Source organism: Streptomyces sp. NPDC002888 (assembly GCF_042888465.1).
Classification (GTDB): Bacteria; Actinomycetota; Actinomycetes; order Streptomycetales; family Streptomycetaceae; genus Streptomyces.
Genome location: NZ_JBIAPU010000008.1, coordinates 307,161 through 331,607, shown reverse-complemented (window position 1 = coordinate 331,607; position 24,447 = coordinate 307,161). Strand labels below are relative to the sequence as shown.

Genomic DNA, 24,447 nt, shown 5'->3' with positions numbered 1-24,447 from the left:
GTGGTGCGGGGTCGGACGGTCAGGACGGGGGTCTCCTCCAGAGCAAGTCCGGGAGGGAGAGGCGGTACGCCGTTCCCGACACCGTCATGAGGAGGAGGAACGCCAGGAGCAGGGTGAGGGTGAGGTCGGTGTGGAGGAGGAGGGCGGCGCCGATGAGGGCGCCGAGGAACATGGCGAGGACGGACAGGACGCGTCGGCCGGGGCGGGGGGCCGCGCCGCCGGCCGTGGTGGAGTCGGCGGCGAGGCCCGTGAGGGTGAGGGTCAGGACGGTCGTGGTCAGGTCGGGGACGCCGAGCCGCCGGGCGACCGCGTTCTGCAGGCCCATGGCGAGGCCGAGCAGCACGATGAGCGCGTACCGGACCACGGTGGTCACCTCGCCGTCCGAGACCAGCACGATGACGCCGGTGGCGGCGACGAGCACCGACTGCAGTGCAGTGGCCGCGGCCAGCAGCCGCCCCCGGTGCGCCGCGAACCGTGTGCCGAACCGGCCGCCCGCCAGCGCCCCGGCGAGGAACGCCGTCATCGACACGAGGGAGGCGCTCGCGGACAGCCCCTCCGCGCCGGCCAGGGCGAAGCCGAGGAAGACCACGTTTCCGGTCATGTTGGCGACGAAGACGTGCCCGAGCGCCAGATAGCTCACGGCGTCGACCAGCCCCGTCACGACCGTCAGCGTCAGCATGAGCGGCGGCAGCGGGCCGTGCGGGTCCTCCCGGGGCGGTGCGAGCGTGCGGGCCGCGTCACTCAGCAGCTTGCGCATACGGGGTCCCCCTGCCGGAAGCGGGCGGGCGGCGCAGCACCACACGGGTGAGCAGTCCGCCGGCCGGGCCGACCGCGATGGCCGCAAGGGACACCCACAGCGGCCACGGAGTCAGCCCGAGGACGTGGTCGGCGGACCAGCGGCCGGGGCCGGTGAGCGCCAGCGCCGCGGCGACGACGACAAGGACCAGCGGGTACTCGTACCCGTCGTTCTGCACCCAGAGCCCGTGATGCCACTTGACGGTGCCGGCGACCGTCATCACCCCCATGGCGGTCATCGCCGCCGCGGGGGTGAGCAACCCGGCCGCCAGGAACAGACCGGAGCCGATCTGGCCGGCGCCCGCGGCGAGCGCGGTGAGGCGGCCGCCGCGGAAGCCGTCGTGGCGGAACTCCTCGGTGCCGCCCGCCAGGCCGTTGCCGCCCAGCCGGAAACTGACCTTCTGCACTCCGTGCCCGGCGATGAGGAGACCCACCACCAGCCGGAGGACCAACAGTCCGGTGTCCATCGTGTTCCTGTCCGTTCCTGACGCCCGAGGGGATGAGGCGGTCTCAGCCGGCCGCGTGGGCGCCGATGACGGCCTGCGCGTAGACGACGCCGAGGCCGTAGGCGCCGGCGTGCTCCTTCACGACCTCCGTGGTGGGGACGTACGTGTCCGTACGCGCCCAGTCGCGCTGGAGCTCCAGCAGCACCTGCACCCACGTCACCGGGACGGCACCGGCCTGGATCATGCGCTGGACGGCGTGCTCGTGGGCCTGGGGGCTGACGCCGCCGGAGGCGTCGGTGACGACGTAGACCTCGTAGCCCTGGGCGAGCGCGGACAGCGTCGGCAGCACGATGCAGACCTCGGTCCACAGGCCGGCGATGACGAGCTTCTTGCGGCCGGTCGCCTTGACCGCCTCGACGAACGCGAGGTCCTCCCACGCGTTCATCGTGGTGCGGTCGACGACCTTGTGGTCGGGGAAGACGTCCGCGAGCTGCGGCAGGAGCGGGCCGGAGAAGGACTCGGCGGCCACCGTGCTCAGGACCACCGGCACGTCGAAGACCTTGGCCGCCTTGGCCAGGCCCACGGTCGCGTTGATGATCGCGGTGCGATCGCCGCTGCCGGTGCCGAAGAACATCTGCGGCTGGTGGTCCACGAACAGCACGGCGGCGTTGTCGGGGGTGAGGAGGTCGGGGCTGGGGGCGGCGGTGACGTTGTCGATGTCGACCATGGGGGTGCCTTTCGTCAGAGAGGGGTGAGGGGTCAGAGCGCGAAGCAGGGGTCGAGGGCGACCGGATCCGCGTTCTCGGGGGCGAGCCCTCGGCGGGCGCGCCACTGACGGTGCTGCTCGGACTCCAGAGCTGCCTGGCCGAGCAGTTCGGCCTGGCGGGCGCCCGAGCGGCCCGTGCGGTGTGCGGCCTGGTAGCCGCCGTAGTGCGCCACCGGGCTCCAGTCGGGGCTGACCGGTGGCAGTTCCTCGTCGAGGCCCTCGTACTCGGCGGCGGCGTACACGATGCGGCCGCCGACGACCGTCAGCAGGGACTCGATGTGGGCGATGTCCGCCTCGGGCACGGTGAAGTAGTCCTCGGAGAGGACGGCGAGGTCGCCGAGGAAGCCCGGGCGCAGGACGCCCTTGACGTCCGACTCGCCGGTCAGCGCCGCACCGGCCTCGGTGAACATCGCGAGGGCCGTGCGCCGGTCCACCCGGTTGTGCGGCGGGCGGATCGTCAGGTCGCCGACGGTGCGGCCGCTGACCAGCCAGTGCAGGGCGATCCACGGGTTGTAGGTGGAGACGCGGGTGGCGTCGGTGCCGGCGCCGACGGTCAGGCCGCGGTCCAGCATGGCCCGGATCGGCGGGGCGTCCGCGGCGACTCCGGGGCCGTAGCGGCGTACGAACGCCTCGCCCTGGAAGGAGAGCCGGTTCTGCACGGACATGGCTCCGCCGAGGGCGGCGATGCGGTCGAGGCTGGCCGGGGAGACGGTCTCCGCATGGTCGAACAGCCAGCGGTTGCCGGCCGGGAAGAGCCCTTCCGCGGCGAGTTTCTCGAACACCGCGAGATCGCGGCGGATGGTCTCGTCGTAGGTGGCGTGCAGCCTGAATCCCCAGCCGTTCTCCATGAGGAGCCGTACGGCCTTCTCGAATTCGGGCTCGTAATCGGTGAGTTCCGGGCGCGGCTGGGTGAAGTTCTCGAAATCCGCGGCCGCCCAGGTGAGATTCTCACCCGCCCCGTTGAGGCGCAGCCATGCGTCGCCGTCCTCGGGGCGGACCGTTTCGATCCAGCGGGCGAGGTCCGCTGTTTCCTGGCCCGGGGTCTGCGGGAAGAGGTGGTAGGCGATACGCAGGGAGAGTTGGCCGGCCTCGGCGAGTTCGACGACCGTGCTGTAGTTGTCGGGGAAGTTCTGGAATCCGCCGGCGGCGTCGATCGCCGAGGTGAGCCCGAACCTGTTCAGCTCCCGCAGGAAATGCCGGGTGGAGGTCTTCTTGTCCTCGCCTTCCAGGACCGGTGCCTTGGCCAGCGTCGAATAGAGGACGAGCGCGCTGGGCGCGGCCAGCAGCATCCCCGTGGGCTCGCCGTCGCGGCGGCGGACGATCTGGCCGCCCTTCGGGTCGGGGGTGTCCCTGGTGTATCCGGCGGCCTTGAGGGCCGCGCGGTTGAGGACGGCCGACTGGTACAGGTGCAGCACGAACACGGGCGTGCCGGGCGCGGCGGCGTTGAGTTCGGCGACGGTCGGCAGCCGGCGTTCGGCGAACTGCTCGGCCGACCAGCCTCCCACCACCCGCACCCACTGTCCCTTGGGCGTACGGGCCGCCTGCTCACGCAGCATCTCAAGGCCCTGGCGCAGGGTGGGTACGCCGTCCCAGCGCAGCTCCAGTACGTAGTTGAGGCCACCGCGGATGACGTGCAGGTGGGAGTCGTTGAGGCCGGGCACCACGCGGCGGCCGAGCGCGTCGACCACCTTCGTGTCCGGGCCGACGAGGGGAGCCATGTCCTTGTCGTCGCCGACGGCCGTGACGACACCGGCGCGGACCGCGATCGCCCCGGCGTGCGGGCGGGACGGGTCTGCGGTGTGGATCTTCGCGTTGCGGACGACCAGGTCCGCGGCGTCGTCGGTGACGCGGGGAACGAGCCCGCCGACCGGCATCGTGGACACCGTGGCCAACCTCCTCGGGACGTAGGGCTTTTGACGAGAGCCGTCACGCTATTCACGGGGGACGGGCCGCTGTGTCCCGCGAGTGCACCGAATGCGTACTGACAGCGCACTCGTTTCTCGGCGGCCGGGACGGACACGGCGGGCGCCCTTTTCCGTGCGCTGTGAGGCCGGTTCCGGTGCACTCGCGGACCATTCCCCGCGACTTTCCGGATTTAGCGTGCCGCTCGACGCACCCGCAGATCACGCGCGACTTCTCAGGAGAAACCCATGTCCGACATCGCCGAGTCGTTCCAGCCCGTCCAACCGGTCCTGGAGCCGGCGGCCGCCGCGTTCGCCGAGGCCACCGCCAACCCGCCCTACCTCTTCGACCTGCCGCCCGCCGAGGGCCGCAAGGCGGTCGACGAGGTGCAGTCCGGTGAGATCGACAAGCCGCAGATCGACGAGGAGTGGATCACCGTCCCGGGCGGCCCCACGGGCAGTGTCCGGGCGCGGATCGTCAAGCCCGCCGGCGCCCGGGGCACCCTGCCCGTGATCCTCTACATCCACGGCGCGGGCTGGGTCTTCGGCAACGCCCACACCCACGACCGCCTGGTGCGCGAACTCGCCGTCGGCGCGAACGCCGCGGTGGTCTTCCCCGAGTACGACCTCTCCCCCGAGGTCCGCTACCCGGTCGCCATCGAGCAGAACTACGCGGTGGCCCGGTGGGTCGTCGAACAGGGCGCGTCGAAGGACCTGGACGGCTCCCGGCTGGCGGTCGCGGGCGACTCGGTCGGCGGCAACATGACGGCCGCGCTGACGCTGATGGCGAAGCAGCGCGGTGACGTGCCCCTGGTCCAGCAGGTTCTGTTCTACCCGGTGACCGACGCCGCGTTCGACACCAACTCGTACCACCAGTTCGCCACCGGCTACTTCCTGCGCCGTGACGGCATGCAGTGGTTCTGGGACCAGTACACGGCCGACGAGGCGGAGCGCGCCCAGATCACGGCCTCCCCGCTGCGCGCCACCACCGAGCAGCTCCAGGGCCTGCCCCCGGCGCTGGTCATCACCGGCGAGGCGGACGTGCTGCGCGACGAGGGCGAGGCGTACGCGAACAAGCTGCGCGAGGCGGGCGTCCCGGTGACCTCCGTGCGCTTCCAGGGCGTCATCCACGACTTCGTGATGCTCAACGCGCTGCGCGAGACGCACGCCGCCGAGGCCGCGATCTCGATGGCCGTCGACACGCTGCGCACGGCGCTGCACGGCCACTGATCCGGACCGGGAAAAGGAAGGAGAGCTCAGTCATGTCCACCACTCCCACGGCACTTCTCGTACACGGTGCGTTCGCGGACGCCGGCAGCTGGGCGGGTGTCGTGGCGGAACTGCGGAGCGCGGGCATCCCCGTCGCCGCCCCGCCCAACCCGCTGCGCGGCCTCGCTTCCGACGCCGCGTACATCGCCTCGGTGGCCGCCCAGATCGACGGTCCGGTCGTCCTGGTCGGCCACTCCTACGGCGGTGCGCTGATCTCCGTGGCCGGTACCGCCGAGAACGTCGTCGGACTGGTCTACGTCGCGGCCTACGTCCCCGAACAGGGCGAGAGTCTCGGCGAGTTGCAGGGCCGCTTCCCGCTGTCGACGCTCGTCGGCAACCTCAGGGAGTGGACGTACCCGGTCGAGGGCGCGGAACCGGCCGTCGAGGTCACCATCACCCCCGAGGCCTTCCCCGGCATCTTCGCCGCGGACGTCCCGGCGGCGGTCACCAGCGTACTGGCCGTCTCCCAACGCCCCCTGGCCGCCGGGGCGTTCACCGAGCCGGCGGCGGCCGCGGCATGGCGGACGAAGCCCTCGTGGGTGATCGTGGCCGGCGCGGACGAGGCGATCAATCCCGATGTGCAGCGCTTCGGGGGTGAGAGGGCGGGGGCGACGGTCGTGGAGATCGACGGCGCGTCCCACGCCGTGGCGGTGTCCCGGCCCAAGGAGGTCGCCGACGTGATCCTGGAGGCGGTGCGCGCGACGGCGAGCTGACGTGCGGTGGGGGTGCAGGCCTCGGGTCCTCGCCCCCACCGCACGGGCCGCTTCACCCCTCGCGCAGCACGAACGGCGCCACGTACACGGTCAGTTCGCCCGCCTGCCGGGCCGACCAGGTGCGGGCGAAGGCCGGTGGCTCGGCGCCGGGCTTCGTGAGCACGGCGACCGGGGTGGCGCGGGCGGCCCGCACGAGGCCGGCCTCCGTGATGCTGGTGTCGTGACCGCGGGGCTGGCGGGAGGCGCAGCCGGTGTAGAAGGCGATCGGGACGGCCTCGTGGCCGGTGAGGACGCAGGGCGGCCGTACGCCGAGGCGGTGCAGGTCGTTGGCGGTGCGGGCCCAGTCGCGGTGGGCGACCGTGGTGCGGTGCACGGTGCCTTCCAGGACCGCGAACTGGACGGCCAGGTGCCCGGCGAGTCCCAGCACCGCCGCGGTCACGACGACGGGTCGCCAGGCGCCGCGCGCCGCGGTGACCAGGTGGACCAGTGCGTCGGCGACCGGGAGGGCGAGCAGCGCGTAGGCGGGCAGCAGGAAGCGGGGGGCCGCGTAGCCGATCAGCAGGAGGTAGGGGACGGCGGCCGTGACAGCGCAGGCCAGCGGCACGAGGGTGCGTGCGGTGCGCCGGGCCCGGACCGCGAGGACCAGCCCGAGCACGGCGAGGACGGGCAGTGCGAACCACCAGACCGTGACCGCCGGGTGCGGCATCGCACCCACGCAGGGGCGGCAGAGTGAGCGACCGCCCAGGCTGCGTAACTGGTCGTCGAAGGCAAGGTTCCATCCGAGGCCGCCCTGGATCCGGGACGCGTCGGACAGCCGCTGCATGAGCCCGCCGTAGGCGACCTGAGCCTCCACGACCCACTGCGCCGCCCCGGCGACCAGGCCGACCAGCAGGGCCGCGAGCAGCCGGGGGCGCCGCGACCGCCGTACCGCGACCGTCAGGGCGAGCAGCGGGAGCACGGTCCAGACGGCGTCCATGGGCCGCATCCAGGCCATCAGGGCCACGGAGGCGAAGACGCCCCACGGGGCCGCCCGGTCGCCGGGTTCGGCCCGGGCGCGCAGGAAGCAGCCGACGCAGGCCAGGGCGCCGATCGCCACCCAGAAGTTGGGCATGGCCTGGGGGCCGTAGAACAGGGTGATCCACAGCGAGGCGAACAGGGCGCCCCCGAGTGCGACGACCCGGGCCGGGAACAGGCCGCGCCAGGCGCGCAGCGCCAGGAACAGGGCGAGTCCGGACAGCAGGGCCAGGTAGATCCGCAGCAGCGGGGTGGACGACGACCAGGCGGCGACCGGGGCGACCAGCAGCGGGACGCCACGGGCGCGGGGTGCGCTGAAGAAGGCGGCCGGGGCGTGGTCGCTGACCTGGCTGACGTAGACCGACTCGTCCCAGCCGAGGCCCATGCCCGGGCGGACGAGCACGAGTTGGGCCAGGGTGAAGCCGGCCGCGACCAGGGTGAGCCATCCGTCGCGCCACAGTCGCAGGGACGTGACGGTCGGCGGTCCGGGCCGCCGGGTACCGGTCGGGGTGACGCGCAGGCCGTGGGCCATCCTTCCCTCCTTGTCTCTCCATGCAGCACCCTGTCGGAGGCGGCGGGTGAGGGCTCGCCGGTCGGGTCCGAATGGCTCAGATGGCACCCCTGTCCAAACCATTGACGCGAACATGCGCGCCCTTTATCTTCTGGCCGAAGTTACGAACTGTGTTCGAAATCACGAACAGAGCAACCAGAGAAGTACGGCCAAGGGACGGTCTCGTATGCCTCGGATCTTTCTAAAGCGCCTCGGAACCCGCAGCAGACCCCTGCTCGTCTGCGTGCTCGCGCTCCTCGTCGCCCTCGTGGCGGCGACCCAGCCGGTGTCCGCGGCCGACGGCCGCCCGTACACCAACCCCCTGAAGTCGTCGAAGGGCGCCGACCCCTGGCTGGAGTACTACGACGGCAACTACTACCTGATCACCACCACGTTCACCGGCATCCTCGGCATGCGGAAGTCGCCGACCCTCGCGGGTCTGGCCACCGCGCCGAACGTGCAGGTGTGGTCGGACACCACGTCCACGCGCAACACCAACATCTGGGCGCCGGAGATCCACCTCATCAACGGCCACTGGTACCTGTACTACTCGGCCGGTCAGAGCGGCGTCGCCTGCTGCGACTCGCAGCGCACGCACGTCCTGGAGAGTGCCGGCACCGACCCGCTGGGCCCGTACACCTACAAGGGCTCGCTCACCGGCTCGAACCTCACGCCGGGCGGCTGGCTGATCGACGCGAGCGTGCTGCAGACGGGCGGCAAGCTCTACCTCGTCGGCAGCGGGTTCGTGAACGGCAGCAAGCAGAGCCTGGTCATCGCGCCGATGACCAATCCGTACACCCTCGCGAGCAGCACCTTCACCGTGATCTCCAGCCCCACGCTGAGCTGGGAGACCTCGGGCTCCCCGGTGAACGAGGGCCCCGAGCCGCTCTACCACGACGGCCGCACGTTCCTCACCTACTCCGCAAGCTCCTGCCAGACCGCCGACTACAAGCTCGGCCAGCTGGAGCTGACCGGCTCCGACCCGCTGAACCCGGCCTCCTGGACGAAGAAGCAGACGCCCGTCTTCCAGCGCAGTGACGCGAACGGTGTCTACGGGCCGGGCCACAACGGGTTCTTCACGTCACCGGACGGCACCGAGAACTGGATCGTCTACCACGCCAACTCCTCCGCGAACGGCGGCTGCGGCAACGGGCGGACGACCAGGGCGCAGAAGTTCACCTGGAACGCCGACGGCACCCCGAACTTCGGCACCCCCGTCACGCTCGGTACGTCACTGCCCGGCCCGTCCGGCGAGACGGCGGCGACCCCGACGGCGTACACCCTCGTCAACCGCAACAGCGGCAAGTGCCTGGACGTCGAGGGCGGCAACACCGCCGACGGCACGAACGTCTTCCAGTGGAGCTGCACCGGCGGCGCCAACCAGAAGTGGAAGGTCGAGGACCTCGCCGACGACACCAACCGGCTGGTCAACGTCGCCACCGGCAAGGTGCTCGACACCGCCGACTGCTCCAGCGCCGACGGCGCCGACATCCGGCAGTGGTCGTGGCTCAACAACAAGTGCCAGCGCTACCGCCTGGTGTTCACCGCGAGCGGCGACTACGTGCGGATCGTCAACGAGAGCACCGGCAAGGTGGCCGACGTCGCCAACTGCGGCACCGCGAACGGCACCGACGTACGCCAGTGGGCGTGGCTGAACAACAACTGCCAGCAGTGGCGCCTCGTGCCCACCACCTGATCCCCCCCTTGTCCTGGAGAACTTCCTTGAGACGTAACGCCGTTCGCCTGCTCCTGGCCGCACTGGTCGCGCTCGCGGCCTGTGTGGTCGGCCCGGGCCCCGCCGCTCAGGCCGCCGTGCCCGCCTCCCCCGCCGTGACCTACACCAACCCGATCGCCGAGAAGCGGGCCGACCCGCACATCTTCAAGCACACCGACGGCTACTACTACTTCACCGCGACCGTCCCCGAGTACGACCGCATCGTGCTGCGCCGGGCGACGACCATCCAGGGCCTGTCGACGGCCCCGGAGGTCACCATCTGGACCAAGCACGCCAGCGGTGTGATGGGCGCCCACATCTGGGCACCGGAGATCCACTTCATCGACGGCAAGTGGTACGTGTACTTCGCGGCCGGCGCCACCAACGACATCTGGGCGATCCGGATGTACGTCCTGGAGGGCACCGGCGCCAACCCGCTCACCGCCACCTGGACCGAGAAGGGGCAGATCAAGACCACGTGGGAGAGCTTCTCCCTCGACGCCACCACGTTCGCCGTGAACGGCGTCCGCTATCTGGCCTGGGCGCAGCGCAACCCGGCCGAGAACAACAACACGTCCCTGTTCATCGCGAAGATGGCCAACCCCTGGACCCTCACCGGCACTCCGGCGGAGATCTCGCAGCCCACGCTGTCCTGGGAGACGGTCGGCTACAAGGTCAACGAGGGTCCGGCGGTCATCCAGCACGGCGGCAAGGTCTTCATGACCTACTCGGCGAGCGCGACCGACGCCAACTACTGCCTGGGCATGCTGACCGCGTCGGCGAGTGCCGACCTGACCAACCCGGCGTCCTGGACGAAGGGCACACAGCCGGTCTTCAAGACCAGTGACGCGACCTCGCAGTACGGTCCGGGCCACAACTCCTTCACCGTCTCCGAGGACGGCAAGTCGGACATCCTCGTCTACCACGACCGCAGCTACAAGGACATCAGCGGCGACCCGCTCAACGACCCCAACCGCCGTACCCGCGTCCAGAAGGTGTACTGGAAGGCCGACGGCACCCCCGACTTCGGCATTCCCGTGGCCGACGGGGTGACCCCGCAGCGCTTCTCGTCGTACAACTTCGCCGACCGCTTCATCCGCCACTGGGAGTTCCGCGCCAAGATCGAGGCCGACGTCTCCCCGCTCGCGGACTCGCAGTTCCGCGTCGTCCCCGGCCTGGCCGGCAGCGGCACGGTGTCCCTGGAGTCGGCCAACTTCCCCGGCTACTACCTGCGGCACAAGAACTACGAGGTGTGGGTGGAGAAGAACGACGGCACCGCCCAGTTCGCGTCGGACGCGACCTTCTACAAGCGCGCCGGACTCGCCGACTCCGCGGGCATCTCCTACGAGTCCTACAACGCCACCGGCCGCTACATCCGCCACTACAACTACCTGCTGTACGTCCAGCCTCCGAGCACGACCACCGACAAGGCGGACGCGACGTTCTACGCCCAGTGAGCAACGGTGCCCCGGGACGCCCGGGGCACCGTCACGCCACCTCCGAGGGCAGCGCGTGGCCGGCGGCGACCTGCCGGTACACGTGTTCCACGCCGTCCGCGACGCGCTGCCAGGTGAAGCGGGCGAGGACGCGTTCGCGGCCCGCCTCGCCGTAGCGGCGGCGCAGTTCCTCGTCGCCGAGCAGGTCGCGGACGGTGGAGGCGAGGGCGGCGGTGTCACCGGGCGGCACGAGCCGGCCCGTGCGCCGGTCGGCCACGGTGTCCCGGTGGCCGCCCACGTCGGTGGCGACGACCGGCACCCCGCAGGCCATCGCCTCCAGCGGCACGATGCCGAACGGCTCGTACGACGGGGTGCACACGATCGCGTCGGCGCTGCCGATCAGCGCCGGCATCCGGGCGGGGTCCACGGCGCCGAGCAGCCGCACCCGGTCGGCGACGCCCGCCTGGTCGGCCAGCCACAGCAGGCGTTCCGCCTCGGGGTCGGTCTCCAGCAGGTCGGCGCTCGGTCCGCCCGCGACCAGGAGTTCGGCATCGGGGATCTCGGTGAGGGCGCGGACGGCCCGGTCGTAGCCCTTGCGGCGGACGAGGCGGCCGCAGACCAGCAGCCGGTGCCGTCGCTGCCGTTCCGGGACGTCGGTGCCGCGCACGCCGGGACGGAAGTGCTCGACGTCCACACCGCACGGGACGACGGACACCTGACGGGGCGGTACGCCCATGTCGGCCAGCTCGTACACCTCGTCGGTGCAGGACGCCAGGACGCGCCCGCAGCCGCGGCCCAACTCGCGCTCGGAGCCCATGCGTTCGTAGGGGCTGGTGTCCCGTCGGCCCAGGTGGCGGCGCTTGACCGTGCCGAGGCCGTGGAAGGTCTGCACGACGGGGATGCCGTGCGGGTGGGCGCCGGTCCGCGCGGCCACGCCGGACATCCAGAAGTGGGCGTGCACGGCGTCGGGCCGTTCGCGGTCCCAGGCGCGCGCGAGGTGGGCGCCGAAGCCGGTCATGTACGGGTAGAGGTCGTCCTTGGGGAGCGGGTCGGGCGGCCCGGCCGGCACGTGTTCCACGACGGCGCCGCCGGGCAGGGGCACCCGGTCGGGGAGGTCGGTGGCGTCGCGCCGGGTGTACACGGTGACGTCGTGGCCGCGCCGCTGGAGTTCCTCGGCGAGGCGGGCGACGTACAGGTTCTGGCCGCCGGTGTCGACGCCGCCGACCGACGCGAGCGGGCTGGCGTGCGCGGACACCATGGCGATCCTCATCGGGCCTCCTCCTCGAGGGTGTGGTTCACCGGGGCCCTTCCGTTTCTTCTCCGGACTGCGGTGCCCCGGTCCCGTACGCCGCCTCGATGGGCCGTTCGTCGACCAGGACGTGTCCGCGCGGCGGCCCCAGGAGCACGGCGCGGACGGCGGTCAGCAGGTCGGGCGCCACGTGTTCGGCGGCCGCGGTCTCCTCGGGTGGCGTGTGCGGTGTCGGTACGAGGACGCCGTGGGCGCCGACCCGCCGTGCGGCCTCGACGTCGGCGCCCCGGCCGCTGATGACGACGATCCCCTCGGGTCCGGTGCACACCCGTCCGGCCGCCCACAGCAGCAGGCCGGGTTCGGGGCTGCGGCAGTGGCAGCCGTCGTCGGGGCCGTGCGGGCAGATGCCCCGCACGTCGAAGGGGCCGAGGAGTTCGTCGACGCGGGTGTCGACGCGGCGCACGTCGGCCTCGGTGAGGGTCCCGCGCGCGATGCCCGGCTGGTGGGTGAGGAAGCCGGTGCCGATGCGCCCGTGGCGCAGCAGTTCCAGGGCCTGGCGGGCGCCCTCGGTGGGGAGGACGCGCGCGGGGTCGGCGTTGTCGGGGACGTCTTCGACGAGGGTGCCGTCACGGTCGAACAGCACGGCCCGCACCCGGGTCACGGTGCCACCTCCTGCCAGGGGGCGGTCCCGCGGTGCCGCCACAGTCCCCGCAGCCAGTGCCAGGTGGCCACGGGCGGGATGAGCACGCTGCTGGCGAGCATGGTGTCGACCTCGTACCGGGTGCGCGGGCCGGGCTCGATGCGCGCCCACGCGAACTCGGCGGTTCCGCCGGCCCAGATCAGCCCGGCCGTCAGGGCCTCCTGACGGCGTCCGGCCGCGGCGAGCGCGCAGGCGGCCGCGCCCGCGGCGGTGATCGCGAGGTGGCGGCGCAGGCGGCCGCGCGGGGCGAGTGCCCGGTGCCACCAGTCGGGGCCGTGCAGGCTCCGCATGAGCGCGTCGTCGGCGTTGCAGCGCTGGGCGCGCAGTGACACCCATCGGCCGGCGGGCCGCACCGGGTGCAGGGTGGTCCGCCGTCCCTGCCGGATCCGCCAGCCGGCGTCGAGGACGCGCAGTGCGAGGTCGGCGTCCTCGCGGAAGGCGCGCCGGAAGCGTTCGTCGAAGCCGCCGACCTGTTTGAGGGCCTCGGTGCGGTAGGCCATGTCGGCGGTGATCCAGCGGGCCCGGGCGAGTCCGGCGGTACCGCGTTCGAAGTCGGTGGGCCGGCGTTCGCCGGGCAGCGGTACGGCGAGCACGCCCTGGACGCCCGCGGTGTCGGGGGACGCCTCGGCGAGGTCGTGGACGAGTTGGTCGTACCAGTGCGGGCCGCACTGCACGTCGTCGTCGAGGAACACGATCCACGGCGAGGTGGCCGCGCGCAGGCCGGTGTTGCGGGCCGCGGCGGGTCCGCGGCCGTCGCTGTGCAGCACGGTGGTGCGCCTGCGCAGGTCTCCGAGGACGCTCAATGGGTGCTCCAGTGGGCCCGGTTCGGGGTCGGGCCGGTCGTCGACGAGGATGATCTCCGCGGGGCGCGGCCCGGTCGCCGCGGCGAGCGCGGCGAGGCAGTCGGCGAGCGTGTCCCGTGCGGCGGTGGGGATGACCACGGAATAGGCCCTGTTCATGCGTACGCCCTTCCCCTGCGCACCGCGTACGGTCCGATGGCGAGCAGGTCCACGGGCGCGGAGCCGAAGCACTCGAGGGCGTCACGCAGATCGTCGGCCGTGGGCCGTCCGGCGGTGTTGAGGCTGGTGTTGACGACGACGGGCAGCCCGGCGCGCCGCTGGGGGCGCTTGCCGTGCTTGCCGCGGCTGGAGCGTTCCTCCTCGGCGACCGCGGTCACACGCCCGTCGACGACCAGGGCGGCGGCCGGGTCGTGGAACAGAGCGTTGATGCCGAGGATGCGCATGGTGACGCGGGTGCCGCGCGGGGGGCTGTCTCAAACGCTTGGCGACATTTTGGGAAGAAAAGCCCACTATGCACTCAGTATATACTCGCTGTGTATAGTCCCGGCATGCTTTCTCCGACCAAGAAGATGAAGAAAACGGGGACCCCGTTCCATGCCGCCCGGATGTTCTCGGCGGCCTTCGGTCTGGCACTGGCCCTCACCGGCTGCGCGGGCCCCGACACCACCGCGCCGAGCTCCGCGCGCGCCGCCACCGCACAGGCCCGTTTCGGGACCGTCGACTGTCGCCAGGCCAAGTGCATCGCGCTGACCTTCGACGCCGGGCCGAGCGAGAACTCCGCCCGTCTGCTGGACATCCTGAAGGAGAGACAGGTGCCGGCGACCTTCTTCCTGCTGGGCAAGCGGCACATCGAGAAGTACCCGGAGCTCGTCACGCGCATGGCGGACGAGGGCCACGAGGTGGCCAGTCACACCTGGGACCACAAGATCCTGACGCGCCTGAAGCCCGAGGAGATACGCGAGGAGCTGGAACGCCCGAACGAGGAGATAGAGCGCCTCACCGGGCAGCGCCCGACCCTGATGCGCCCGCCGCAGGGCCGCACCAACGACACCGTGCACGACATCTGCCGCGAGCTGGGCCTCTCGGAGGTCCTGTGGAGCGTGACCGCCAAGGACTACAAGACAACCGACTCCGCCCTGATCCAGAAGCGCGTCCTCGCGCAGGCGTCCCGGGACGGGATCATCCTGCTGCACGACATCTACGACGGGACCGTGCCCGCGGTGCCCGGAATCATCGACGCGCTGAAGGAGCGCGGGTACGTGTTCGTGACCGTGCCTCAGCTGCTGGCCCCCGGCAAGGCGGAGCCGGGGAAGGTGTACCGGCCCTGACGCGGCGGGCCCCTAAGATCCTCATGTGGTCAACTTCCTCCTGGAACGCACGGCACCGCTCCCCCTCGACGAGGCCTGGCGCAGGCTCACGGAGTGGCCCCGGCACGGTGACGTGGTCCCGCTGACCCGCGTCACCGTGGTCACGCCCCCTCCCACGCGCGAGGGCACGGTCCTCGTGGCCCGTTCCGGCCTCGGCCCGCTCTCCTTCGACGACCGGATGGAGGTCACCGTGTGGCGCCCGCCGGCGGACGGCGAACCGGGACTGTGCCGGCTGGAGAAGCGGGGCCGGGTCGTCCTCGGCTGGGCGGAGATCGAGGTCCGTCCGGGCCCGGGCGGCCGTACCCGCGTGGTGTGGCGGGAGGAAATCCGCCTCCGCTTCCTGCCCGCGTTCTTCGACCCGGCCCTCAAGGCTGCCGCGCGCTCGGTGTTCGGGCGGGCGGCCAACGCCCTCCTCAGACGCCCCTGATGCCCGCCGAGCGGGCCCACTGGGAACACCGCTTCGCCGCGGGCCGCGCAGTGGGCGGCGAAGCGTAGTCACATGCTCCTGAGAGCGGGTTCGAGGTCGGGCTTGCCCGCCGGAGGCAGGGAGGCGTCGTGATGCCTGAACAGTTGGCTGGGCCACCACATCCAGCGCCCCACGTCCAGGGTCAGCGCGGTGACCAGCACCGAGCGGACGATCATGGTGTCCAGCAGCACGCCGAACGCCACGTCGAACCCGAGCTCGGCCGCGAACACCAGCGGCAGCGAGGCCATCGCCGCGAAGGTCCCGGCCAGCACCAGACCCGCTGAGGTGATCACACCCCCGGTGGCGGACAGACCCGTCAGCGCGCCGTGCCGGGTGCCGTGCAGAAGGGTCACCTCGCGCACCCGGGTGACCAGGAAGATGTTGTAGTCGATGCCCAGGGCGACCAGGAACACGAACGTCAGGAGCGGGAAGGAAGCCTCCGCCCCGGCGAAGTGGAACACGTGGTTGAACATCAGACTGCTCACGCCGAGGGCCGCTCCGAAGGACAGCACCACCGTCGCCATGAGCAGCAGTGGTGCCACGATCGCCCGCAGCAGCAGCGCGAGGATGAGCAGCACCACGACCAGCACGATGGGGATGATCACCTTGGAGTCGCGGGCGGCCGCATCCTGCGTGTCGACAATGATCGCCGTGTTGCCGCCGACCTGGGCATCCGCTCCCTCGATCTCGTGGACCGCGGCTCTGGCCTGCTCGACGGTGCGCATCGCGGCCGTGCTGCTGGGATCGTCCTCGAGCTCCCCGAGCACCATGGCCTCACCGTCCTTGACCATCGGCGTCGAGACGCCGGCGAATCCTGGGACGCCGGACAGCGCGGTCTTCACCTGCTCCGCCGAGGCGGCCTTGGCCACGACGTAGACGGGATCGCCCGACCCGGCCGGGAAGTGCCTGGACTGGATCTCCTCGCCGACGGCCATCTGCGGCTTGTCGGTGAACTGGTCCTTGTTGGAGAGTCCGTCGGCCTTGAGCCCGAACACTCCGATCGCCACGGCGCCGAGGGCGAGCGCGGTGCCGATCCACACGGTTCGCGGCCGGCCGGAGACGGCGGTGCCGACCCGGGTCCAGATGCTCTCCCTGGTCGCCCCGGCCGATCCGTACGACGGCTTCACCGGCCAGAAGATCCAGCGGCCGCAGATGACCAGCAGGGCCGGCAGCAGGGTGACCATGGCGAGCAGCCCGACGAGGATGCCGACGGCACAGGCCGGCCCGAGCCCCTGGGTGGAGTTGAGGGTGGCCAGCATCAGCAGCATCAGGCTGACCGCGACGGTGGCGGCGCTGGCGATGATCGCGGGACCGGAGCGGTGCAGTGCCTCTGCCATCGCCTCGTGCCGGTCCTCGTGCCGCTGCAACTCCTCTCGGTACCGCGAGATGAGCAGGAGTGCGTAGTCGGTGGCGGCGCCGAACACCAGCACGGTCAGGATGAAGCTGGTCTGCTTGTTGACGGTGAGTCCGGCGTTCTTCGCCAGCAGGTAGATCACCGCTTCCGACGTGACCAGGGCGCCGCCCACGGCCATCAGGGGCAGCAGGGGAAGCAACGGGCTGCGGTAGGTGAGCAGCAGGATCACGACCACCACCGCCGCAGTGATCGTTGTCAGGCCGCCGCCTCCGCTGAAGGCCTTGATCGAGTCGGATGCGTAACCGGCCGGTCCGGTGACGTGGAACCCGAGACCGTCGGCGTTCTCTTCGCCGGCCTTGGTCATCGCGTCGACGACCTCGCCGATCCCCTCCCAGCCCGTCTTGTCCTTGTGGACCTGGACCACGGTCTGGATGGCCTTGCCGTCCTGGGACTTCAACGGGCCCTGCGGCTGCCCCACGACGTTCTCGATGCCCTGGAAGGCTTCGGCGTCGGCTCGGGCCTTGGCCATGTCGGCCGGGGTGATGCCCCCGGGCCGGTCGTAGACCACGATCGCCGGCAGCGTGTCGGCGGGCTGGAACTTCTCGGCCCGCTCGACGACCCTGGTCGACTCCGCGTTACCGGGCAGCCAGGCCGAGTTGTCGTTCTCCTCGACGTCGCCGAGCTGCCCGGCCAGCATGAGGGCCGGGACCAGCAGGGCCGTCCAGAGGGCGAGGACGACCCATTTCGCCACCCTGCCACCGGGCAGGGACGCCAGTTTCCGCACCATGTGGATTCCCCCGTGTTCAGTTGACGTGCGAGAGCTTGTCGGGATTGGCGACGGCGTAGATCCCGCACACCTGGTCGCCGTCCTCAGTGAGGTCGAGGACGAGGACGGCGTAGGGGGTGTCGCCGACCAACAGCAGCGCTGACGGCGCGCCGTTGACGCTGCGGTAGGCGATGTCGAGGCCCTTGCCGGAGTGGGGGGCGACGGCGGCGAGCAGGCGGGCGACCTTGTCCCGGCCGTGGAGCGGTCGCGGGCCCCCCGCCGCCTTGCCTCCGCCGTCGCCCCACAGGGTCACCTCCGGCGCCAGGATCTCCAGGAGGGCGTCGAGGTCACCGCCGAGCGCGGCGGCCAGGAACCGTTCGGTCACCTGCTGCCGGACGTGCGGCTCGGGCTCGTAGCGGGGACGTCGGGCGTGGACGTGCTCGCGGGCGCGGTGGGCGAGCTGGCGAATAGCCGAGGGACTGCGGCCGAGGATGTCCGCGATCTCGGTGTGGGCGTAGCCGAACACCTCGTGCAGGACGAACACCCCGCGTTCCAGCGGAGTGAGGGTTTCCAGGACCACCAGCAGCGCCATGGACACCGACTCGGCGCGCACGGCCTCATCGTCGGGTACGGGTACGTCGGTGAGAGGGCTGACGAGCGGTTCGGGCAGCCATGGCCCGACATAGGTCTCACGGCGGCGGCTGATGACGGCCTGGTGGGCGAGGGCCCGGTTCACCGCGATCCGCACCAGGTAGGCGCGCGGGTGGTCGATCGGCTCCGCGCCCGGTGCCTGGTCGTCCACGACAGCCAGGTCTCCTGCAACACGTCCTCGGTGTCGGCGACGCTGCCGAGCATGTTGTAGACGATGGAGAACAGCAGCTCACGGTGGTCGTTGAACACCTGTGTCGCGGTGGAGTCTGGCGGGGCGTCGGACATCGTGGGCCTTTCGTCGCGGATGCGTTCGGAACTGAGAGCGATCCGAGTCCCAGGGTGTGACATCCACCCCCGAAATGTGATCCACGTCTCCTCAATGGCCTGCGATGACGGAGCTGCCGGAGCGGAACGCATATTGCTGAGGCCGCTGGAAGTGATGCGACTCCGGAGCCGTGTGCGCAGGTTCGCGTATGTGCAGCCGTATGCCTCCCTGTGCCCGGACACCCGGCCCGGACTGCCGGTCCGTCGACACGTTCAAGTGATCGCTGCCACGATGCTTCAATGCCCTCCTCCCTCACGGAACTGTGGTTTCGCGGCATCGCCGCCAACCCGGCCGCACCGTCCGACGTCTTGCTGCGCCTGTTGCACCCGGCGGCACGCGCGGCCTGGAAGGTCCTGTGCCAGGAGCGCGCCCTCCCCGCGGACGTGATCGACGCGGTGATCGGGCATCCGGAGCGGTCGGTCCGCCGGGCCTTCGCCCGCAACCCCTACGCCGCCCCGGCGCAGCGGAGTCGGCTGGTCGACGACCCTGATGCTTTCGTACGCGCCGACCTCGCCTCCGGCCCCCGCCTGCGGACGGGGCGAGTCGAGGCACTCCCCGACGACGTCATCGAAACCCTGCTGACCAGGCAGGACGACCCTGATCACGCTCAGCCGGTCACGGCTGACGAAATCCGACAAGAGCTGGCGTTCTCCGGGCAGATACCCATGTCCTTCTACCGTGAGATGCCGGCTCACAAGAACCCCGAACTGCGGGTACAGGGAGCCGGCTCGTGGCTCTGGCTGACTCCCGGGCAACGCAATGCCCTACTGGCCGATCCGGACCCTGCCGTACGCGACGCCGCGCGCAGGCACAGTCGGATCCTGGATCCCGCAGCCATGGAGGCCGACCTGCCGGAAGCCGACTGCCACCACCGGTCACTCCTGCTCGTCAACTACGCCGTCTCCCGCACCGTGGCCGAAGCGTGCCTCGCCGGCGGACGGAACCTGTGGGCTCTGGCCCACAACCGCTACACGCCCGCTGACGCGGTCGCGTGCCTTGCACGCCATCCCGATCCCCACGTACGTGAGCGCGTAGCCGGCCGGGCCGACCTCGATCCCCCACTGCTGGAGGTCCTCGCCAAGGACCCGGACGACACCGTGCGGACACGGGCACTGGTGCATCCTCTGCCACGCACCTGGGCCCAGCGTGAGGCCCTTGACCAGGTCGTCGGCCGCACCGCCGAGGCCATCGGCCCGGTCGCCGAGATGCGGGTGGAGCCGGACACCGACTGGTACAGCGCATGCTGCGTATCCACGCATCCCCTGCTCCGCCGAGTCGCTGCGACCTACTCCGGACTTCCCCAGGAACTGGTGCATCGTCTGGCCGACGACCCCGACCCGGACGTGCGGCACCTGCTCGCCTACAACCACCCGCTCGCGCCGCCCGCGACCGTCCTCGACGCCTTCATCGCCACTCCGCAGCAGCGCCCGTACCTCCTGACGCTGCCTCACCTGCCTCGCACCGGTCTGCGGCATCTCCTCAACCACGAAGACCCGGACGTACGCGGACTGGCCGCCGCCGACACCACACTGGACCGGCCCCCCACCCACCTGCTCACCGACGCAGACGCCGACGTACGTCGAGCCGCCGCCGCCAACCCGCTCCTGCCCCTCGATCTGATCGAGACGCTTCTGGACACCCCTGACACCGCAGAAGCAGCGGCGGCCAACCCGCGCTTGTCCCCCGAACGCCTCCACGACCTACTGAACCGCACTGATCTGCCGCACACCGCGGCAAACTGAGCCGCCGCGTGGCCGTATCTCGCCGGGACAGGCACCCGCCGGACGTCCTCCGTCGGTCGGTTCTTCAGCCCGCCGTCGTCGTGGGTCTCCCCCGAATCGGTCCACTGCTTGCCGACCGTCGGGCGGGTTCGGTGGAGCAGCGCCGAGCCCCCAACCGTCTTCGGGAAGGTTCAAGTCCGTCTCGACGAGGCCGCTGAGTGCCCTGAGAAGGCGGACGGGGACGCCGCGTCCTACGGCCCGGTCGGCGTGACTTGCCGCCCTGGGCCGTGCGAGGGAGCGGGTTTCCCCCAGCGGTAGCCGTCCGGCAAGACAGGGGATACGCCGAAGCCCCAGTCCGTCAGGAACCAGGAGCGTCGACGCCGACGTCTGTGGACCATGAACGCAAGGGGCGGAAAGGGAGGGATCATGCGGGTTCAGATCAGTGTTGAAGGCGTGAACGACCGTGTGCGAGAAGCCGAGTTGAGATCTCTGCACAGTTGGCTTCATTCGGACCGGCACACGAGGCGCCTCACGGCCCCGCAGTTAGGGGCAGTGGACCCACCCGTACCAGGAGCACAGGGGTCGGTGATCGATGTCCTCTCACTTGTGCTCGGTTCAGCCTTCAACGCCGCGTCATTAGCTCTGAGCCTGATCAGCTGGCGCGCCACACGACCGCAACAGCCCACCCTGACGGTTCGCCGACCCGACGGAACAACCGTCGAGGTCAACACCGGCTCGCCAGAGGAGGCACGCGTCCTCCTCGAACGGCTCGGGCTCGACTAGGCGCGGCCGAGTTGTGGACCATCTTCCCTCCCCTGAACGTTCACGGGCCGTGCTCATCGGCGCCAGCAGCTACTCCCACCTGGACGATCTGCCCGCCGTGCAGGCCAACGTGCCCGCCCTGAGGGCGTTGCTGTGCGGGCCCGACGCGCCGTTTCGAACGGAGAACTGCGCTGCCCTGGTTGACCCGGCCACCACCGTCGAGGTGTCGAAGGCCGTGCAGAAAGCAGCACGCGAGGCGACCGACACACTTCTCATCTACTACGCGGGGCACGGTCTCCTCGACGACAAGGGCGACCTGCACCTGGCTGTACCGCAAAGCGACAATGCTTCCGTCTACGACACGGCCGTCCCCTACGACTGGATCAGGCGCCCCATCGAGTCGACCGGAGCCGCCCGCCGCATCGTCATCCTGGACTGCTGCTACGGCGCACGGGCGTTCGGCGTCCAGTCCGAGTCGGTCATCGACCTCGCGGAGGTGGACGGCACCTATGTCATGGCCGCGGCGAGAGAAACGGCCGTAGCTCTCTCCCCGCCAGGGGAGACCTTCACGGCCTTCACCGCCGAACTCATCGAGACCTTGAGCAAGGGCGTGCCGGGTGCGGGCGAGCTGCTCGACCTCAACGTCATCTTCCGAAATGTACGGGGACGCCTGAAGGCCCGGAGTCGGCCCACGCCGCTGGACCTGGACCGCAACAGCCTGGGCGCCACCCCCTTCATCCGCAACAGCGCCTATGTGCCTACCGAGCCCCCGACCGATGCACAAAACGACATGCTGCATGTCCTGGAGTCGACGCCACGCACTGCGACAATCTCCCAGCTAGTGGCGTCGGTGAGCCTCCTGAGCGAGAAACGCACGGCCACCGCTGGCGACCTCGTCCGTACGGCTCTCCAGGTACGAGCGGTCGCTGAACTTGCCCCGTTTCTGGCTGCTCTCTTCGAAGCCGGCCTTCGTGCCCCAGCCGAGGCCGCGCTGCCGACCCTGTGCCTGGCCCGGCCCGTGGAGGAAACCGCGCATCTAGTGGACCTGCTGCACGCGATGTCCGCGGACGAGTGTGTCGTCAGTTTGCTGCAGCTTTCCGTGCGGTTGCAGCCGACACGGCAGGCTGTCCAGTTTGCCGAGGCTCTGTGCCGAGCGGACCTCGCCGAACACGCGCGTGTGCTCCTCACAGGTTTCGCACTGACAAGGGACGTAACAGAGACTCTCCAGCTGATGCAGGAGCTGGCCCACGGCAAGTTGACCGATCTGCTGATCGAGGTTGCGCGATCCGTCTCCGAGCGCCGCGCGGCCTCCGACGTCACGGCGTTGTTCCTGCCGCTGTACGTGGACGACATGCGAGACACTGCAGCCCTCCTTTCCCAGATCGTCGCGGAGAGTCGCAGTGCCATCGATGCCGCCGAGATGATCTCAGTCCTCGTGCGCGAAGGATACGAACAGGAAGCACGGCAGATTTTCGCGGTCGGTATGAGCCAACGCGGCCCCGAGTACCTGGCGGAACTGGTCGCGGCCTTGCAGTCAAATCGGCTGGTCGACGCCGCTGCCACTGCCCGGTTCCTGGCAGTACAGCGCTGGTCCACAGAGGAGGTCTCTCAGTTCATCGCGCATCTGCTGGCGGTCGGCCAGCACCAGCACGCGCTGGAGGCAGCCGTGGACACAGCGCGGGAGCGGACGGTCGAGGAGTTCGCCTCCATCACCTCGCACCTCACCCAACTGATCGCCGACCAGACAATGGGAGAGCTGCTGGACGACGCGGCCCGAGCGTGTTCGTCCAGTCAGGCCGCCTACCTGGTGACCAAGCTAGACGCCGCGGGGCAGGACGGACCGGCGGACCGTATCTTCTGGCTAAGCCTCCACCGCCCCGTGGGCCACGCCGCCGGAATGCTCCGCCACTTGGACCACGCGGGATCACGGTTCCTCAGCGACTCCGAGGTGTCCGACCTTTTGCAGACCCGCCCGCCGAGTGACTTCGCCCGGCTCGCCTTGGCGTTGGAGCGCTCTCTTCCACACAAGTCAGAACTGCTACTCAGCATTACCGGACGCCCCGTGCACCAGGTAGTCACGATGGTGGACAGCCTGGAGAAGGCAGAGGCCAACACCCTGTCCAACAAGGTACTCAGGGCGGTCGTCGCCGAGTGGAGCATGACGGCGCAGGCCCAGCTCATCATCGGGCTGGAGGAGCGTTCGCAGATCGGTTGCGCCCGGTACCTGGAGCAACGGGCTTCCATCCATAAGGATTTCGCCGCCGCCCTGCGCACCGCACGGAAGCAGACCAAACCCGCGGAGCCCTGGTGGCCGTGGTGGCCGCGGCAGCGCTTCGCCTACCAGCCATCAGCCCACACGCACGTGATGTATGTCGTCAAACGCGATGAGACCGTCTCTGACATTGCGAAACGCTATGGCGTGCGTCAGGCGGGCATCCTCGTCGAGAACGACCTCCGGGTCCCGTACAGCATCCGCGAGGGGCAGGCCCTGAGCATCCCGCTCCAATCCGACCGCCGGCACTTCATGGTCCCGCCGTTCCCGCGGCGCCTTGCGCCCGGCCGCGTCCACGCGGACGTCGAACTGTTGCAGAGACTTTTGAAGCGGGCCGGATACCTCGACCAACTCGTTGTCGAGAGCGATCATTACGGCCCCAAGACCTGCCAGGCGGTCTCCAGACTGAACCGGGAGCACCTTCTGGGCCGGCCCCCCACGCCCAACGACGATCCACGCATCACGCACAAGGGCTGGGACATCGTGTACCGCCTCGCGAGAGGTGGATGAGGGAAGGAACCTCCCGTTCTCCCCTGGCTCGGCGCTTCGGCTGAGCCGGGGCCTGATGACGATTCCGTAAGCCCGTCGCGACCTCGGCGAACTCCACGCCAAGACCAAGGCGGTCCCCTCCCTGCGCCAATGGCACAGGCGGCCGAGGGCCTTTGGATGGTGACGTGAGGAACGGATTCAGCACACATGAGGCCGGGAAACCCCGTGAACGCTTGAGAACTACGGAGACGAGTATTCCCAGGCCAGACACCATGCACTCGATATTTTCGCAGGTCACAGCCCCGCCCAGGGAAAACTCCTCAAGCGGGTGTCGCAGGTTCGAATCCTGCCGGGGGCACCAGGCAGAAGGCCCCGGACCGATCATGGTCCGGGGCCTTTGACATCTACTTTTGACATCAACGCCGGTGGTCACGCACGACCGGGACGCCTCTTCCTGAGCAGCCGGTCCATGTGGCTCATGGCTTCGCGCTGCGTGTCCTGGACGACGTGAGTGTAGACGTCCATAGTGATGCTGATCTGGCTGTGCCCGAGGATCTCCATCACGACGCGGGGAGCGACTCCGGCCGCCGTGAGGAGCGTCGCGGTCCCGTGGCGGGCGTCGTGCAGCCGGATCACGCGGAGGCCGGCGGACTCGGCGACGCGGGTGAAGGAGCGGTAGAGGTTGCGCGGCTCGACGGGACGACCCGTGCGGGTGGCGAAGACGTAGTCGGACTCCTGCCACCTCTCCTCCACCCTGGCGCGAGCGTCCGCCTGCCGCATGCGGTGCCAGCGCAAGGGCGCGATGCAGAGAGCGGGCAGCGGGACGGCGCGGCGACGGCGACTCTTGGGATCGTCGCCGTAGAGGACGCCACGGCGCCGCTGGACCTGCCTCTCCGCCCTGCGCCGCCGCCGGACCAGCTC

General features: G+C 70.4%; 18 protein-coding genes and 3 pseudogenes. 9 read left to right on the top strand and 12 right to left on the bottom strand.

The features are described from left to right. Window positions 1-19: 19 nt before the first annotated feature. Genes ACFYWX_RS16300 through ACFYWX_RS16285 form a run of 4 tightly spaced genes read right to left on the bottom strand, consistent with a single transcriptional unit; the run spans window position 20 to window position 3,881 of the window. Entirely contained in the window at window positions 20-757 is a 738-nt protein-coding gene (locus tag ACFYWX_RS16300) for a YoaK family protein (RefSeq protein ID WP_389424659.1), read from the bottom strand. Then, window positions 738-1,262: a DoxX family protein gene (locus ACFYWX_RS16295; protein WP_389424658.1), complete on the bottom strand. Its 525-nt coding sequence runs from the start codon at window positions 1,260-1,262 to the stop codon at window positions 738-740. Before ACFYWX_RS16295 ends, ACFYWX_RS16300 begins: the two co-directional genes overlap by 20 nt. A 43-nt stretch (window positions 1,263-1,305) precedes the next feature. Continuing rightward, window positions 1,306-1,968, bottom strand: coding sequence for a hydrolase (locus ACFYWX_RS16290; RefSeq protein WP_389424657.1), 663 nt, complete (start codon window positions 1,966-1,968; stop codon window positions 1,306-1,308). Window positions 1,969-2,000: 32 nt separating this feature from the next. Then, a complete protein-coding gene (locus tag ACFYWX_RS16285; protein ID WP_389424686.1) occupies window positions 2,001-3,881 on the bottom strand; it encodes an amidohydrolase in 1,881 nt (626 codons plus the stop codon). Between the two features lie 276 nt (window positions 3,882-4,157). On the opposite strand from ACFYWX_RS16285, the gene ACFYWX_RS16280 reads away from it, so the two are divergent. Together ACFYWX_RS16280 and ACFYWX_RS16275 are read left to right on the top strand one after the other, a co-directional pair. Further along, entirely contained in the window at window positions 4,158-5,138 is a 981-nt protein-coding gene (locus ACFYWX_RS16280; RefSeq protein ID WP_389424656.1) for an alpha/beta hydrolase, read from the top strand. A 32-nt stretch (window positions 5,139-5,170) separates the two neighbouring features. Next, complete coding sequence (locus ACFYWX_RS16275) at window positions 5,171-5,890, top strand: alpha/beta fold hydrolase (protein ID WP_389424655.1); 720 nt, start codon at window positions 5,171-5,173, stop codon at window positions 5,888-5,890. Window positions 5,891-5,942: 52 nt separating this feature from the next. Here the strand turns inward: ACFYWX_RS16275 and ACFYWX_RS16270 are convergent, their stop codons facing one another. Then, the gene (locus ACFYWX_RS16270; protein ID WP_389424654.1) at window positions 5,943-7,436 is read right to left on the bottom strand and encodes a hypothetical protein; all 1,494 of its coding nucleotides are present in this window, start codon (window positions 7,434-7,436) and stop codon (window positions 5,943-5,945) included. Window positions 7,437-7,641: 205 nt separating this feature from the next. On the opposite strand from ACFYWX_RS16270, the gene ACFYWX_RS16265 reads away from it, so the two are divergent. Both ACFYWX_RS16265 and ACFYWX_RS16260 read left to right on the top strand, forming a co-directional pair. Further along, entirely contained in the window at window positions 7,642-9,150 is a 1,509-nt protein-coding gene (locus ACFYWX_RS16265; protein WP_389424653.1) for a family 43 glycosylhydrolase, read from the top strand. 26 nt (window positions 9,151-9,176) lie between these two features. Further along, a complete protein-coding gene (locus ACFYWX_RS16260; RefSeq protein WP_389424652.1) occupies window positions 9,177-10,625 on the top strand; it encodes a family 43 glycosylhydrolase in 1,449 nt (482 codons plus the stop codon). 31 nt (window positions 10,626-10,656) lie between these two features. Here the strand turns inward: ACFYWX_RS16260 and ACFYWX_RS16255 are convergent, their stop codons facing one another. The 4 genes and pseudogenes from ACFYWX_RS16255 to ACFYWX_RS16240 form a co-directional block, all read right to left on the bottom strand. Further along, window positions 10,657-11,874 carry a glycosyltransferase gene (locus ACFYWX_RS16255; RefSeq protein WP_389424651.1) on the bottom strand — a complete coding sequence of 406 codons (1,218 nt, stop codon included), beginning with the start codon at window positions 11,872-11,874 and terminating at the stop codon, window positions 10,657-10,659. 25 nt (window positions 11,875-11,899) lie between these two features. Continuing rightward, on the bottom strand, window positions 11,900-12,514 hold the full coding sequence (locus ACFYWX_RS16250) for an HAD-IIIA family hydrolase (RefSeq protein ID WP_389424650.1): 615 nt from the start codon (window positions 12,512-12,514) through the stop codon (window positions 11,900-11,902). Then, entirely contained in the window at window positions 12,511-13,512 is a 1,002-nt protein-coding gene (locus ACFYWX_RS16245) for a glycosyltransferase family 2 protein (protein ID WP_389424649.1), read from the bottom strand. Before ACFYWX_RS16245 ends, ACFYWX_RS16250 begins: the two co-directional genes overlap by 4 nt. After that, window positions 13,509-13,673: pseudogene (locus ACFYWX_RS16240) on the bottom strand (carbamoyltransferase C-terminal domain-containing protein); the annotation flags it as partial. The pseudogene ACFYWX_RS16240 and the gene ACFYWX_RS16245, both read right to left, overlap by 4 nt. A gap of 249 nt (window positions 13,674-13,922) precedes the next feature. Here ACFYWX_RS16240 and ACFYWX_RS16235 point away from each other — a divergent pair. Beyond that, window positions 13,923-14,681: a polysaccharide deacetylase family protein gene (locus ACFYWX_RS16235; RefSeq protein ID WP_389424685.1), complete on the top strand. Its 759-nt coding sequence runs from the start codon at window positions 13,923-13,925 to the stop codon at window positions 14,679-14,681. A 25-nt stretch (window positions 14,682-14,706) separates the two neighbouring features. Then, entirely contained in the window at window positions 14,707-15,147 is a 441-nt protein-coding gene (locus ACFYWX_RS16230; protein WP_389424648.1) for an SRPBCC family protein, read from the top strand. Window positions 15,148-15,215: 68 nt separating this feature from the next. Here the strand turns inward: ACFYWX_RS16230 and ACFYWX_RS16225 are convergent, their stop codons facing one another. Further along, complete coding sequence (locus tag ACFYWX_RS16225; RefSeq protein ID WP_389424647.1) at window positions 15,216-17,327, bottom strand: MMPL family transporter; 2,112 nt, start codon at window positions 17,325-17,327, stop codon at window positions 15,216-15,218. A 16-nt stretch (window positions 17,328-17,343) separates the two neighbouring features. Then, window positions 17,344-18,242, bottom strand: a pseudogene (gene sigJ, locus ACFYWX_RS16220) (RNA polymerase sigma factor SigJ). Between the two features lie 279 nt (window positions 18,243-18,521). Between sigJ and ACFYWX_RS16215 the strand changes: the two are divergent. From ACFYWX_RS16215 to ACFYWX_RS16205, 3 genes are all read left to right on the top strand, one after another. Then, window positions 18,522-20,024 (top strand): hypothetical protein, encoded by a 1,503-nt coding sequence (locus tag ACFYWX_RS16215; RefSeq protein ID WP_389424646.1) that lies wholly within the window; start codon window positions 18,522-18,524, stop codon window positions 20,022-20,024. 375 nt (window positions 20,025-20,399) lie between these two features. After that, window positions 20,400-20,786 carry a hypothetical protein gene (locus ACFYWX_RS16210; protein ID WP_389424645.1) on the top strand — a complete coding sequence of 129 codons (387 nt, stop codon included), beginning with the start codon at window positions 20,400-20,402 and terminating at the stop codon, window positions 20,784-20,786. Between the two features lie 49 nt (window positions 20,787-20,835). Next, a complete protein-coding gene (locus tag ACFYWX_RS16205) occupies window positions 20,836-23,547 on the top strand; it encodes a caspase family protein (RefSeq protein ID WP_389424644.1) in 2,712 nt (903 codons plus the stop codon). Between the two features lie 408 nt (window positions 23,548-23,955). Here ACFYWX_RS16205 and ACFYWX_RS16200 read toward each other — a convergent pair. Next, a pseudogene (locus ACFYWX_RS16200) lies at window positions 23,956-24,414 on the bottom strand (tyrosine-type recombinase/integrase); the annotation flags it as partial. Window positions 24,415-24,447: the final 33 nt, after the last annotated feature.

Bases quoted from the DNA above. Each gene is read 5' to 3' on its own strand.
- ACFYWX_RS16300 (WP_389424659.1), bottom strand. From the start codon at position 757: ATGCGCAAGCTGCTGAGTGACGCGGCCCGCACGCTCGCACCGCCCCGG.
- ACFYWX_RS16295 (WP_389424658.1), bottom strand. From the start codon at position 1,262: ATGGACACCGGACTGTTGGTCCTCCGGCTGGTGGTGGGTCTCCTCATC.
- ACFYWX_RS16290 (WP_389424657.1), bottom strand. From the start codon at position 1,968: ATGGTCGACATCGACAACGTCACCGCCGCCCCCAGCCCCGACCTCCTC.
- ACFYWX_RS16285 (WP_389424686.1), bottom strand. From the start codon at position 3,881: ATGCCGGTCGGCGGGCTCGTTCCCCGCGTCACCGACGACGCCGCGGAC.
- ACFYWX_RS16280 (WP_389424656.1), top strand. From the start codon at position 4,158: ATGTCCGACATCGCCGAGTCGTTCCAGCCCGTCCAACCGGTCCTGGAG.
- ACFYWX_RS16275 (WP_389424655.1), top strand. From the start codon at position 5,171: ATGTCCACCACTCCCACGGCACTTCTCGTACACGGTGCGTTCGCGGAC.
- ACFYWX_RS16270 (WP_389424654.1), bottom strand. From the start codon at position 7,436: ATGGCCCACGGCCTGCGCGTCACCCCGACCGGTACCCGGCGGCCCGGA.
- ACFYWX_RS16265 (WP_389424653.1), top strand. From the start codon at position 7,642: ATGCCTCGGATCTTTCTAAAGCGCCTCGGAACCCGCAGCAGACCCCTG.
- ACFYWX_RS16255 (WP_389424651.1), bottom strand. From the start codon at position 11,874: ATGAGGATCGCCATGGTGTCCGCGCACGCCAGCCCGCTCGCGTCGGTC.
- ACFYWX_RS16245 (WP_389424649.1), bottom strand. From the start codon at position 13,512: ATGAACAGGGCCTATTCCGTGGTCATCCCCACCGCCGCACGGGACACG.
- ACFYWX_RS16235 (WP_389424685.1), top strand. From the start codon at position 13,923: ATGAAGAAAACGGGGACCCCGTTCCATGCCGCCCGGATGTTCTCGGCG.
- ACFYWX_RS16225 (WP_389424647.1), bottom strand. From the start codon at position 17,327: ATGGTGCGGAAACTGGCGTCCCTGCCCGGTGGCAGGGTGGCGAAATGG.
- ACFYWX_RS16215 (WP_389424646.1), top strand. From the start codon at position 18,522: ATGCCCTCCTCCCTCACGGAACTGTGGTTTCGCGGCATCGCCGCCAAC.
- ACFYWX_RS16210 (WP_389424645.1), top strand. From the start codon at position 20,400: ATGAACGCAAGGGGCGGAAAGGGAGGGATCATGCGGGTTCAGATCAGT.